General features: G+C 72.6%; 11 protein-coding genes. 8 read left to right on the forward strand and 3 right to left on the reverse strand.

Annotated features, from left to right (window positions below):
• Positions 1–75: 75 nt before the first annotated feature.
• The gene (locus ACSJDX_RS09670) at positions 76–2,748 is read right to left on the reverse strand and encodes a phosphoenolpyruvate carboxylase (RefSeq protein WP_438352475.1); all 2,673 of its coding nucleotides are present in this window, start codon (positions 2,746–2,748) and stop codon (positions 76–78) included.
• A 146-nt stretch (positions 2,749–2,894) separates the two neighbouring features.
• Here ACSJDX_RS09670 and ACSJDX_RS09675 point away from each other — a divergent pair, with 146 nt between their 5' ends.
• From ACSJDX_RS09675 to hisS, 3 genes are all read left to right on the forward strand, one after another.
• Entirely contained in the window at positions 2,895–4,046 is a 1,152-nt protein-coding gene (locus ACSJDX_RS09675) for a Na+/H+ antiporter NhaA (RefSeq protein WP_438352476.1), read from the forward strand.
• Positions 4,043–4,684 carry a MazG family protein gene (locus ACSJDX_RS09680; protein WP_438352477.1) on the forward strand — a complete coding sequence of 214 codons (642 nt, stop codon included), beginning with the start codon at positions 4,043–4,045 and terminating at the stop codon, positions 4,682–4,684. The genes ACSJDX_RS09675 and ACSJDX_RS09680 overlap by 4 nt, the downstream gene beginning before the upstream one ends.
• Before the next feature lie 73 nt (positions 4,685–4,757).
• On the forward strand, positions 4,758–6,014 hold the full coding sequence (gene hisS / locus ACSJDX_RS09685; RefSeq protein ID WP_438354965.1) for a histidine--tRNA ligase: 1,257 nt from the start codon (positions 4,758–4,760) through the stop codon (positions 6,012–6,014).
• Here hisS and ACSJDX_RS09690 read toward each other — a convergent pair.
• Both ACSJDX_RS09690 and ACSJDX_RS09695 read right to left on the reverse strand, forming a co-directional pair.
• On the reverse strand, positions 5,998–7,260 hold the full coding sequence (locus tag ACSJDX_RS09690; protein WP_438352478.1) for an APC family permease: 1,263 nt from the start codon (positions 7,258–7,260) through the stop codon (positions 5,998–6,000). The genes hisS and ACSJDX_RS09690 overlap by 17 nt on opposite strands.
• 28 nt (positions 7,261–7,288) lie before the next feature.
• Complete coding sequence (locus ACSJDX_RS09695) at positions 7,289–7,759, reverse strand: PaaI family thioesterase (protein WP_438352479.1); 471 nt, start codon at positions 7,757–7,759, stop codon at positions 7,289–7,291.
• A 96-nt stretch (positions 7,760–7,855) separates the two neighbouring features.
• Between ACSJDX_RS09695 and ACSJDX_RS09700 the strand changes: the two genes are divergently transcribed.
• The 5 genes from ACSJDX_RS09700 (at position 7,856) to ACSJDX_RS09720 (ending at position 12,343) form a co-directional block, all read left to right on the forward strand.
• Entirely contained in the window at positions 7,856–8,536 is a 681-nt protein-coding gene (locus ACSJDX_RS09700) for an O-methyltransferase (RefSeq protein WP_438352480.1), read from the forward strand.
• Positions 8,537–8,634: 98 nt separating this feature from the next.
• Positions 8,635–9,915: a phosphopyruvate hydratase gene (gene eno, locus ACSJDX_RS09705; RefSeq protein ID WP_438352481.1), complete on the forward strand. Its 1,281-nt coding sequence runs from the start codon at positions 8,635–8,637 to the stop codon at positions 9,913–9,915.
• A gap of 36 nt (positions 9,916–9,951) precedes the next feature.
• Positions 9,952–10,494, forward strand: coding sequence for an FtsB family cell division protein (locus ACSJDX_RS09710; RefSeq protein ID WP_438352482.1), 543 nt, complete (start codon positions 9,952–9,954; stop codon positions 10,492–10,494).
• Between the two features lie 50 nt (positions 10,495–10,544).
• Positions 10,545–11,060 (forward strand): DUF501 domain-containing protein, encoded by a 516-nt coding sequence (locus tag ACSJDX_RS09715; protein ID WP_438352483.1) that lies wholly within the window; start codon positions 10,545–10,547, stop codon positions 11,058–11,060.
• Positions 11,057–12,343 (forward strand): S8 family serine peptidase, encoded by a 1,287-nt coding sequence (locus tag ACSJDX_RS09720; RefSeq protein WP_438352484.1) that lies wholly within the window; start codon positions 11,057–11,059, stop codon positions 12,341–12,343. Before ACSJDX_RS09715 ends, ACSJDX_RS09720 begins: the two co-directional genes overlap by 4 nt.
• Positions 12,344–12,352: the final 9 nt, after the last annotated feature.

Consider the following 12,352-nt stretch of genomic DNA (forward strand, 5'->3'; position numbering starts at 1 on the left):
CGCCCACGGTAGACCCGCCGCGCGACACCGCTCGCAGCGACGCGCGTCAGCCGGAGATCCGCGACCGCGAAACCGTCACCCCGTGTTCTGCAGTCCCGCGGCGACGCCGCTGACCGACAGGAGCAGCAACCGCTGCTGGTCGGGATCGGCGACCTCGTCGGTGCGCAGCGCCCGCAGCGCGCGCAGCTGCAGCAGCGAGAGGGCGTCGACGTAGGGGCTGCGCATCTTCACCGCGCGCTGCAGGATCGGCTTGTTGTCGAGCAGCTCCGCGCCGCCGGTGATGCGCACCACCCAGTCGCGGGTGAGGGTCATCTCGTCCATCACGAGCGCCGCGAGGTCGTCCCGGTCGCCGAGGTCGAGATAATGGCGGGCGATACGGGCGTCGGCCTTGGCGAGGCTCATGCCGACGTTGTCGATGAGCGTGCGCAGCAGCGGCCACTCGCGGTAGGCGACGCGCAGCCGCTCCTCGTCGCCCACGCGCTCCAGCGCGGTGCCCAGCCCGAACCAGCCGGCGAGGTTGATGCGCGCCTGCGTCCACGCGAACACCCACGGGATCGCCCGCAGGTCCTCCAGCGACTCGACCGACAGTCCGCGGCGGGCCGGGCGCGAGCCGAGCGCGAGCAGCCCGACCTCCTCCATCGGCGTCACGCGGGCGAACCAGGCGGCGAAGCCGTCGGCCTTCACGAGCTCGAAGAACCGGGCGCGGGATGCCTCGTCCATCGCCGCCGCGACGTCGGCGTAGCGCTCCGCGGCGTCGCGGTTGCGCTCCTCGTTCGACGGCGCCGAGGCCATCAGCACGGCGGCCGCGACCTGGTCGATGTGGCGCATGGCGATCGCCGGGTCGCCGTAGCGGGCGAAGATGACCTCGCCCTGCTCGGTGAGCTTGAACCGGCCGTCGACCGAGTGCGGCGGCTGGGCGAGCACCGCGGAGTTCGCGGGTCCGCCGCCGCGACCGAGCGCGCCGCCCCGGCCGTGGAACAGGGTCAACTCGATGCCTTCGCGCTGCGCCCAGTCGGCGATCTCGGCCTGCGCCTCGTAGAGGGCGAGGTTGGCCGCGACGGGCCCGACGTCCTTGGACGAGTCCGAATAGCCGAGCATGACCTCCAGGCGACGCCCGGTCTGCTCCAGCCGCTCGGCGAAGGCGGGGTGCTCGACGATCTCGGCGAGGATGCCCGGCGCCGCGCGCAGGTCGGCGAAGGTCTCGAACAGGGGGATGACCTCGAGCACGGGCACGGTGCCGCGCTCGCCGACGGCGTACCGGGCCAGCCGGTGCACGTTCGCGAGGTCCTGTGCCGACTGCGTGAACGACACGATGTAGCGCCCGGCCGCGCGGGGGCCGTAGCGGTCCTGCAGGAACGCGATCGCGCGGAACACCTCCAGCACCTCTTCGGCCAGCTCGCTGCGCACGGCATCGTCCCCGGCAGCGTCGAGCTCGGCGAGCACCTTCGCGTGCACCGCGGAGTGCTGGCGCACCTCGAGCTCGGTGAGGTGGAAGCCGAACGTCTCGACCTGCCAGATCAGCTGCTGCAGGTGCCCGTACGCCTGTCGCGGGGCGCGGGCCGCGGCGAGCGAGTCCTGCACGATGCGCAGGTCGGCGAGCAGATCCTCGGGATCCCGGTAGGCGAGGTCGGCGTCGCGGGTGCGGGTCGCGGCGATCTTGCGCGCGAGCAGCAGAACGATTCGACGGTGCGGTTCGTCGGGGGAGCGCTTGGCGATGTCCTTCGCCGCGTCCTCATCGGCGTCCTTCAGCCGCCGCCAGAGAGCCAGCAGCGCGTCGCTGGGCGGCGTGGTGGCGGCATCCAGCGTCAGCGTGCGCCCGATCCGCACCGCCGCGCGCTCCAATCCCAGCAGCACGTGCTCGCTGGCGATCGCGGCGGCCTTGCGGGTGACGGATGCCGTCACGAACGGATTCCCGTCCCGGTCGCCGCCGACCCACGAGCCGACGCGCACGAACGGCTGCACGACCGGTGCTCGCCCGCCCGCGGCCGGTCCCTGCAGCGCATCGTCGACGCGGCGGTACACGTGCGGGATCGCGGTGAACAGCGTGTCGTCGAAGACCGCCATGACGGCGCGCACCTCGTCGGTGGGCGACGGCTTCTCGGGGCGCAGCGGCGCGGTGCGCCAGAGCGTGTCGATCTCCTCGAGCATGCGCCGCTCGGCACGGCGACGATCGGCGCCGCCGTCGAGCGAGGCGTCGTGCGCGGCGAGCAGGTCGGCCAGACGACGGATGCTGGTGGACACCGCGCGACGGCGCGCCTCGGTCGGGTGCGCGGTGAAGACCGGGTGGAAGCGCAGCGCGCGCAGGCGCGCCAGCGCGGTATCGTCGCCGACCTCCGCGGCGAGGCGCATGAAGGCGGCCGCGACCGAGTCCGACGCGTCTTCGCGGTCGGGACGGCCGTCGCGTTCGCGGAGCACCCGCACGCGCTGGTGCTCCTCGGTGAGGTTCACGAGATGGAAGTAGCAGGTGAAGGCGCGGGCCACTTCGTCGGCACGCTCGATCGTGAACGAGTCGGCGATGGCCGCGGCCCGCGCGAACGCCTCCGGGGTCTCGTCGGTGTACGCCTGGATGGTCGCGGTGCGCAGTCGCTCGACGTCGTCGAACAGGCCCGGTGAGCCGCTCTCGCGGAGCACGCGGCCGAGCAGGGCCCCCAGCATCCGGACGTCCGCGCGCATGCGCTCCGGGATCTCCTGGCCGGCCTCGAAACGTCCCACGAGGTCGATCGCCTGGGTCTGGGTGAGTTCTTGCATCCCCCCAAACTATCGCCGCCGTGTTACCGCCGAATGACACCGCGGCGCCCCGTTACGATGGGGGACAGGAGTGCCGGGAAGTCTGGTCGGCGGCGGCGCTCGCCGTCCCGTTCCGACCCGCCTCCTCGGCGGCGAAGGAGGACTCCGTGTCCCTGCTGCGTTCCGCCCGCTTCCCCGCCGTCCTGCTCCTCGCGGCCGCCGTCGCCGGGCTCGTCCTGGCGAACTCGCCCCTCGGACCCGCGGCGATCGACCTGTCGCATCTGCACCTCGGTGTGCCGGGCACCGTGCTCGACCTGTCACTCGCGCACTGGGTGCAGGACGGGCTGCTCGCGGTGTTCTTCTTCGTCGTCTCGGTCGAGCTGCGCCACGAGCTGACGCGCGGGGAGCTGCGCAGCATCCGTCGCGCCCTCGTCCCGGCGGTCGCCGCCGCGGGCGGGGTCGTCGCACCGATCGTGCTCTACCTGGTCCTCGCGGCCGGCACCGCCGCCGCCCCCGGCTGGCCGATCCCGACGGCGACCGACATCGCCTTCGCCCTCGGGGTGCTCGCCGTGTTCGGCCGCGGACTGCCGGCGGCGGTGCGCGTCTTCCTGCTCGCCCTGGCGATCCTCGACGACATCGTCGGCATCGTGTTCATCGCCGTGCTGTTCGCGACGGGACTGAACCTCGGGATGCTGGCGGTCGCCGCCGTGGGCGTGGCGGCGTTCGCGGTGCTCAGCCGGATGCGCGCGCGGAACGGCCTCGTCGGTGCGGCGCTCGTGCTCCTGGCTCTCGGTGTGTGGGTGGCCGTCCTCGCCTCGGGCGTGCATGCGACGATCGCCGGCGTGGCGCTCGGGCTGGTCATGGCGCCGGCCCCGGCGGGGCGGGTGCGGCACGCGATCGAGCCGTGGGTGAACGCCGTCGTGCTGCCGCTGTTCGCCCTGACCGCCGCGCTCGTGGCGATCCCCGAGGTGAGCCCCGCACAGCTGTCGCCCGCGTTCTGGGGAGTGCTGCTCGCGCTGCCGGTCGGCAAGATCGTCGGCATCGTGGCGGCCGGATGGCTCGCGCAGCGCCTGTGGGCCGTCCCCGGTCATCCCCGACTCGCGTTCGGCGACCTGATCGCCGCGGGAGCCCTCGGCGGCATCGGATTCACCGTGTCGCTGCTGCTGGCGAACCTCGCGTTCGCCGGCGACGCGGGTCTGCGCGACGAGGCCGTGCTCGGCGTGCTCGCCGGGTCGCTGGTCTCGCTCATGCTCGCGGCCGTTACGGTGTCGATGCGGGCACGCGCGGCCCGCGGCATCCCGATCGAGGAGACCCCATGAGCGAGCCCGACGCCCTCCGCGCCGCCGCCGACACGATGAAGGCCGTGCGCGACCGGTGCGTGTGGTCGCAGCAGATCGACCATCGCGCGCTCGTCCCCTACCTCGTGGAGGAGAGCGCCGAACTCATCGATGCGGTCGAGGACGGCACCCGCGCCGACCTGCGCGAGGAGCTCGGCGACCTGCTGTGGCAGGTGCTGTTCCACGCCGAGATCGCCTCGCGCGACCCCGACGACCCCTTCGACATCGACGACGTCGCACGGGGACTCACCGACAAGATGGTGCGCCGGCATCCGCATGTGTTCGCCGGCGCCGTCGCCACCACGCCGGAGGAGGTGCTCGTCCACTGGAACGCCGCCAAGGCGGCGGAGAAGCACACGCGTCGCTCGGTGCTCGACGGGGTGAGCGAGCGGATGCCGTCGCTCGCCCTCGCGCAGAAGGTGCTCGGCAAGGCGGCCCAGGTGGGCGTCGTCGCGCCGTCCCTCGCGGAGGAGGGCGAGTCGGGTCCGGCCTCGGAGGCGGATCTCGGTGCCGCGCTGATCGACCTCGTGGCGGTCGCACGCTCCCGCGGCTGGGATGCCGAACGCGCCCTGCGCGAGCGGCTGCGCGCGCTGCAGGCCGAGGTGCGCGCCGCCGAGTAGCGCTGCGATTCGAAGCGGGGGTCGCCGGACCTGGGAGAATGGGCGCGTGGCATCCGTGAACCCGCCGCGCGGCATGCGCGACTTCCTCCCCGCCGACAAGGCCCGCCGCGAGCGCGTGCTCGCCGTCATCCGCGACCGCTACCGCGCGCACGGCTTCGACGAGATCGAGACGCCTGTGATGGAGGACTACGACCGCCTCCACGCCGGGATCGGCGGCGACAACGAGAAGCTCGCCTTCACCGTCCTCAAGCGCGGCCTCGACGAAGGCGCCATCCGCGCTGCCGCCGCCGACCCGGCGGCTCTGGCCGACCTCGGACTGCGCTACGACCTCACCGTGCCGCTCGCGCGGTTCTACGCCAGCCACCGAGGCGAGCTGCCGACCGTCTTCCGGGCGATCCAGGCCGCGCCGGTGTGGCGCGCCGAGCGCCCGCAGAAGGGTCGCTATCGCCAGTTCGTGCAGTGCGACATCGACATCATCGGCGACCCCACCTCCCGCGCCGAGGCCGAGCTCATCACGGCGACCCTGGACGCCGTCGACGCCCTGGGGCTCGAGGATGCGACGGTCCGCATCAACGATCGCCGCGCCCTCGACGCGATGCTCGATGTGTTCGGGTTCGCCGCCTCCGAGCGCCCCGGCGTCCTCATCACCATCGACAAACTCGACAAGATCGGTCCCGCCGGCATCGTCGCCGAGCTCCGCGACCGTGGCGCGACCGCCGCGGCCGTCGACGCGTTCGAGGCGTTCCTGCACCGCCCGCAGACGATGGAGTACAACCCGTTCGGCGAGCGGCAGATCCGCAAGGCGCTGCCCGAGGGCGCGCCCGAGGAGGTGATCGCCGACCTCGTCGCGATCGGCGACGCGATCCAGGCGGTGCGGCCCGGCGCCGAGCCGCCGCTCGTGTTCGACCCGTTCCTGGTGCGCGGAATGGGCTACTACACCGGCACCATCTTCGAGCTCGCGCACCCGAGCGTGGACTACTCGCTCGGCGGAGGCGGCCGCTACGACGGCATGATCGGCCGCTTCCTCGGCACGGACGTGCCCGCGGTCGGCTTCTCGATCGGCTTCGAGCGCATCGTCGACCTGCTCGAGACGAGTGCAGCGGATGCCGCGGCATCCGTCGTCCTCGTGCACGACGCCGATGTGGCGCTGCCCGACCTGCTCGCGCTCAAGGCGCAGCTGGTCGGTGAGGGCACGCGGGTGCGCCTGGAGCGCCGCACGAAGAACCTGAAGGCGCTGCTGGAGCGCGCCGCGCTCGACGGCTTCACCGCGTTCGCGACGGTCGGGGCGGGATCCACCCGCGCCGACCTGGAGATCAAGCCGCTCTCGTGAACCGCCGGCTCGCGAGACGGTAGACGACTCCGATCGCGACCACCGCGATGCCCGCGACCACGCTCTGCCACGGCAGGGTCGCGGCGAGCACGACGCACCCCGTGGCGCCGACCACCTGCAGCACGCGGGGATAGCGACGCGCCGCCGTGTGCTGCCGGAACGCGGCCACATTCGCCACGAGGTAGTACAGCAGCACGCCGAACGACGAGAACCCGATCGCGCCGCGCAGATCGACGAGGGCGACCAGTACGATCACCACGATCGCGAGCACCGCTTCGGCGCGGTGGGGCACGTGGAAGCGCGGGTGCACGGCGGCGAGTCCGCGGGGGAGGTCGCCCTCCCGCGCCATCGCGAAGGTCGTGCGACCGATTCCGGCGATCAGCGCGAGGAGGGCGCCGAGGGATGCTGCGGCTGCACCGATCCGCACGACCGGCCCGGTCCACGGCGCACCGGAGACCGCCGCGGCCGCGACCGGCTCGGTCGATCCGGCGACCCCCGCCGGACCGAGCGCCGCGAGCACGACCACCGCGACGACCGCGTATACCACGAGCGCCACGGCGAAGGCCACCACGATCGCGCGGGGGATGGTGCGCCGCGGATCGCGCACCTCCTCGCCCAGCGTCGCGATGCGCGCGTAGCCGGCGAACGCGAAGAACAGCAGCCCGGCGGACTGGAGGATGCCGTACAGGCCGCCGCCGGTCAATGCCGCGGGGGTGAGCCAGTCCGACGACCCCGGGCCGGCCGCCCCCGCCGCCACGGCGATCGCCAGCACGATCAGCACGACGACCACGATGATCCGCGTGAGCAGCGCCGTGCGCGTGATGCCGAACAGGTTGGTCGCGGTGAGGGCGACCACCGCGGCGATCGCGACCGGCCGCTCCCACCCTGCCGGCGCGGCGTAGGCCGCGAAGGTGAGCGCCATGGCCGCGCAGCTCGCCGTCTTCCCGATCACGAACCCCCAGCCCGCGGTGAAGCCCCACCACGGTCCGAGCTCCGCGCGCCCGTAGGCGTACGTCCCGCCGGAGGTGGGGTGGGCGGCCGCCAGCTGCGCCGACGAGGTGGCGTTGCCGAAGGCGACGATCGCCGCGATCACCAGACCGATGAGCAGACCGGAGCCGGCAGCATCCGCCGCCGGCGTCCACACCGCGAACACCCCGGCGCCGATCATGGCGCCCAGGCCGAGGAAGACCGCGTCGCCCAGCCCGAGGCGGCGCTGCAGGGCGGGGGAGGAGGACGCCGAGCTCACCGGCGAACTCTAGTCCTCGGCGGTGACGTCACCGTGTCGCGTCGGTCACCCGGCGCTTCTCGCGCACGTAGACCTCGCGGCGCACCCGCGCCACGACGTCGCCCGACGCGTCGGTGATCTCGGTCTCGAACCACTCCAGCACCTTCGCGCCCCCGCGGGCTCGCTCGCGCAGCTCCTCCGCCTTCTCACGGGAGACCTCGAACTCGGCCGTCAGCACGCCTCGGCCGGGCTTGACGAACTCGATCTCCCCGCGGGTGTCCCACACGACGTGGTCGCGGCCGAGCTGGTGCATCACGAGCATGAAGAAGTACGGGTCGGTCATCGCCGACATCGACCCGCCGAACGCGGTCTTGACGTAGTTGCGCGTGAAGACGTTCACGTGCAGCCGCACCGTCGCGTGCGTCCAGTCGTCGGCGAATCGCACGACGCGGATGCCGGAGAACAGGTTGGGGATCCACAGGCTCATGCCGCGGGCGAGTCGGCGGGGTGTCACGCGCATGCAGCGAGTGTGCCGCGATGACGGATGCCGCGCACATCGTTTGTGCGAGCCGTACAAGGGTTGACGGGGCATCCGTCGACCGTGTCGACTGAGCGCATGAGCGAGCCCACCCCCGTACCCACTCCGGACGCGTGGCGTCGCGTCGACGCATACCTGTCCGAGACGCTCGTCGGCCACGACGACGCGCTCGAGCAGGCCGTCGCCGATCAGAACGCCGCCGACCTGCCCGCGATCGAGGTCGCGCCGCTCAACGGAAAGCTGCTGAACCTGCTGGCGCGGATCAGCGGCGCCCGACGGATACTCGAGATCGGCACGCTCGGCGCCTACTCCACCATCTGGCTCGCCCGCGCACTGCCCGACGGCGGCGACGTCGTCACGATCGAGGCGGAGCCGCGCAACGCCGAGGTCGCCCGCGCGAACCTCGAGCGAGCGGGTGTCGGGGATCGGGTCGAGGTCCGGGTCGGACGTGCCGCGGACGTGCTGCCCGAGCTCGACGGGGGTGCGCCGTTCGACCTCGTCTTCATCGACGCCGACAAGGAGTCGAACACCGTGTACCTCGACTGGGCCGCGCGACTGGGCCGACCGGGCACGGTGGTCGTGGTCGACAACGTCGTCCGTTCCGGCGGCGTGGCCGACCCCGCCACCGAGAGCGCCCAGGTCATCGGCGTGCAGCGCGGGCTCGAGCTGCTCGCCCGCGACCCCCGCTTCGACGCCACGGCGCTGCAGACCCTCGACCGCAAGGGCTGGGACGGGGTCGCGATCGCGCTCGTGGTGTGACCGGTCGGCCTGTGGCCCGGCATCCGCTCTCACTAGACTCGGGGGCGGACCGACGACGCTCCATCCGCATCACCTCTCTCCCAGCAAGGAGCATTCCTGTGGCACTCATCGAGGCAGTAGGCGCGCGCGAGATCCTCGACTCGCGCGGAAACCCGACCGTGGAAGTGGAGGTGCTGCTGGATGACGGCACCGTGCAGCGCGCCGCCGTGCCCTCCGGCGCATCGACCGGCGCGTTCGAGGCGTACGAACTGCGCGACGGCGACAAGAGCCGGTACGGCGGCAAGGGCGTCCTGAAGGCGGTCGACGCCGTCATCGACGAGCTCGGCCCCGCCATCGAGGGCGTCGACGCCAGCGAGCAGCGGATCGTCGACGAGATCCTCATCGAGACCGACGGCACCGAGAACAAGTCGCGCTGCGGCGCGAACGCCATCCTCGGCGTCTCGCTCGCGGTCGCGAAGGCCGCGGCCGACGCCGCCGACCTGCCGCTGTTCCGCTACCTCGGCGGACCCAACGCCCACGTGCTGCCCGTCCCGCTGTTCAACGTCATCAACGGCGGATCGCACGCCGACAACGGCATCGACTTCCAGGAGTACTTCCTCGCGCCGATCGGCGCCGAGACCTACAGCGAGTCGCTGCGCTGGGGCACCGAGATCTACCACGTCCTGAAGGGCGAGCTGAAGTCGGCCGGCTTCAACACCGCGCTCGGCGACGAGGGCGGCTTCGCCCCCGACCTGCCCAGCAACCGCGAAGGCCTCGACTTCCTCATGAAGGCGATCGAGAAGGCCGGCTTCACGCCCGGCACCGAGATCGCCGTCGGACTCGACGTGGCCGCCACCGAGTTCTTCGCCGACGGCGTCTACACCGTCGAGGGTCAGACGTGGTCTGCCGACAAGCTCACCGACTACTTCGCCGACCTCGTCGCGAACTACCCGATCGTCACGATCGAGGACGCGCTGGCCGAAGACGACTGGGACGCGTGGAAGGCGCTCACCGACGCGATCGGCACCAAGGTGCAGCTCGTCGGCGACGACCTCTTCGTCACCAACCCCGAGCGCCTGCAGCGGGGCATCGACCTGGGCACCGCCAACGCGCTGCTGGTCAAGGTGAACCAGATCGGGACGCTGTCCGAGACCCTCGACGCGATCGCCCTGGCCACCCAGAACGGCTACCGCTCGATGCTGTCGCACCGCTCCGGCGAGACCGAGGACACCACGATCGCCGACCTCGCCGTCGCCGTGAACGCGGGTCAGATCAAGACCGGCGCGCCCGCCCGCAGCGAGCGCGTCGCGAAATACAATCAGCTTCTGCGCATCGAGGAGGAGCTCGGCGACGCCGCAGTGTTCGCGGGTCGCGGGGCGTTCCCCCGCTTCAAGGGCTGATGCGCTGACAGCGCGAGAACGAGAGAGGGGGGAGCCGTGGCCAAGACGACGGCTCCCCCTTCCCGTTCCCGGCGGCCGACACGACGGACGGATGCCTCGACCCGCCGCGTCGACGTGCAGGGCTGGCTCGGCGGAGTGCGGCTGTCGGGGTTCATGGTCATCATGCTGGGCCTGGTGGTGCTGGCGGCGTTCGTGCTCGTCCCGACAGTCGGCACGTTCGTCGCGCAACGCCAGCAGATCGCCGCGCTGCAGCAGGCCGTGCAGGTCGGTAAGGACGAGGTGGCGACCCTGCAGGCGCAGCGGGACCGGTGGAAGGATGCCGCCTACATCACCACACAGGCGCGCGAGCGGCTCTACTACACGCTGCCCGGTGAGGTGATCTACCTGGTCGTCGACGATCTGCCCGCCGCGCAGCGCCCGCAGGAGCAGACCGACGTGAGCGCCGGCGTGGAGCAGACGCGCTCGGACTGGATGACCCAGCTCGTGCGGTCGGTGACCGAATCGGGGCTGGCGCGCACCGCGACACCGCAGGTCGGGGTCCCCGATCCCGCCCCCACCGCCTCCACGCCCGCCGGCTGAGCACGCCGCCGCATCAGCGGGTCCGGCGCATGCCCCGGTACCCTGACACGGTGACCACTCCGCCTTTCGCGCCCGTGACCGACGCCGATCTCGCGGTCCTGCGCAGCCAGCTCGGGCGGCCGGCCCGCGGGGTGATCGGCATCGCCGCGCGCTGCGTGTGCGGCAATCCCACGGTGGTCGCCACCTCTCCGCGACTGCCCGACGGCACTCCCTTCCCGACCTTCTACTACCTGACGCATCCCGCGGCGACGGCGGCGATGTCGACGCTCGAGGCCGAGCACGTGATGCCCGAGCTGGCCGCCGCGCTGGACGACGAAGACGTTGCGGCGGCCTATCGGCGCGCCCACGAGGCCTACCTGCGGGATCGCGCCGGCTTCGGCGAGGTGCCCGAGATCGACGGCATCTCGGCGGGCGGCATGCCGACCCGGGTGAAGTGCCTGCACGCCCTCGCCGGCCACGCCCTGGCGGCCGGCCCCGGGGTCAACCCCATCGGCGATCTCGCACTGGAACGCGCCACCTGGTCGCCGCAGCGCTGCGTGTGCGCCGAACCCGGCGCGGCGGGATGAGACGCCGACCGGCGGCGGCGACCGCCCTCGTGCTGGCGGCGGCGGTGCTCACCGGCGCCGCGGCCGTTCCGGCCGCTCCCGCCCCGGCGGCGGCACCGGACCCCGTGCGCGCCGCCGAGTACTGGCTGAACGGCAACGGCATCGCGCAGGCGTGGGGGACGACCCGCGGCGCCGGGGTGCGCATCGCCGTGATCGACACCGGCATCGCGAAGGGCCCCGTCGAGTTCTCCGGGGCCGTCGTGGGCGGTACGGATGTCTCGGGCACCGGCACCCCCGACGGCCGCACCCCGATCGGCGCGGTCGACGCGAACCACGGCAGCTGGGTGGCCTCCCTCGCCGCCGGACGCGGCACCGGGCCCGCCACCGGCATGATCGGCGTGGCACCCGACGCGGAGCTGCTGTCGGTGTCGGTCTCGTTCGGCACCTCCGCGAAGGTCCCCTTCGCCCAGCAGATCGCCCAGGCCATGCGCTGGGCCGTCGACAACGGCGCGAAGGTCATCAACCTCTCGCTCACCACGAACCTGCCCGACTGGGACACCAGCTGGGACGACGCCTTCCTGTACGCCTTCGACCACGATGTCGTGGTCGTGGTCGCCGCGGGCAACCGGGGGAGCGGCACGACCCGCGTGGGGGCTCCCGCGACGATCCCCGGAGTGCTCACGGTCGCGGGCGTCGACGCCGCCGGGAGAGCGAGCGTCGAGGCGTCCACCCAGGGCATCACCCTCGGGGTCTCGGCGCCCAGCGAGAAGCTGCTGGGCGTCTCTGCTGACGGCACGCTCGTGCAGTGGAGCGGAACGAGCGGTGCGGCGCCCATCGTCGCCGGTGTCGCGGCGCTGGTGCGCGCCGCGCACCCCGAGCTGGACGCGAACAACGTGATCAACCGCATCATCCGCACCGCCAAGCCTCCCGCCCGGCCCGATCCGCTGCTCTACGGCTACGGCATCGTCGACGCCGCCGCGGCGGTCGCGGCCACGTCGACGACGGTTCCGCTCGTGACCGAGAACCCGATGGGGAGCCTCGCCGAATGGATCCGGCTCTATCGCCGGGCGAACGCCGTTCCGAACCCGACGCCCAGCGCGACGGCCGTCGACATCCCACCGCTTCCGGAGGCCGATGCGCGCACGCCGCCGTCCAGCCCGCTGCTGCCGTCCGTCGACACCCTCCTCTACGGCAGCCTGCCGCTCGGGGCGGTCACCCTCAGCGCTATACTGGTGGCGCTCGGCGTCACCGCAGCTGTCCGACGCATCCGATCGGCGCGCGCGACTCGCGCACCGGGCCGTTGATCCAAGGAG

The sequence above is a fragment of the Microbacterium fluminis genome (assembly GCF_051549805.1).
Taxonomy (GTDB): domain Bacteria; phylum Actinomycetota; class Actinomycetes; order Actinomycetales; family Microbacteriaceae; genus Microbacterium.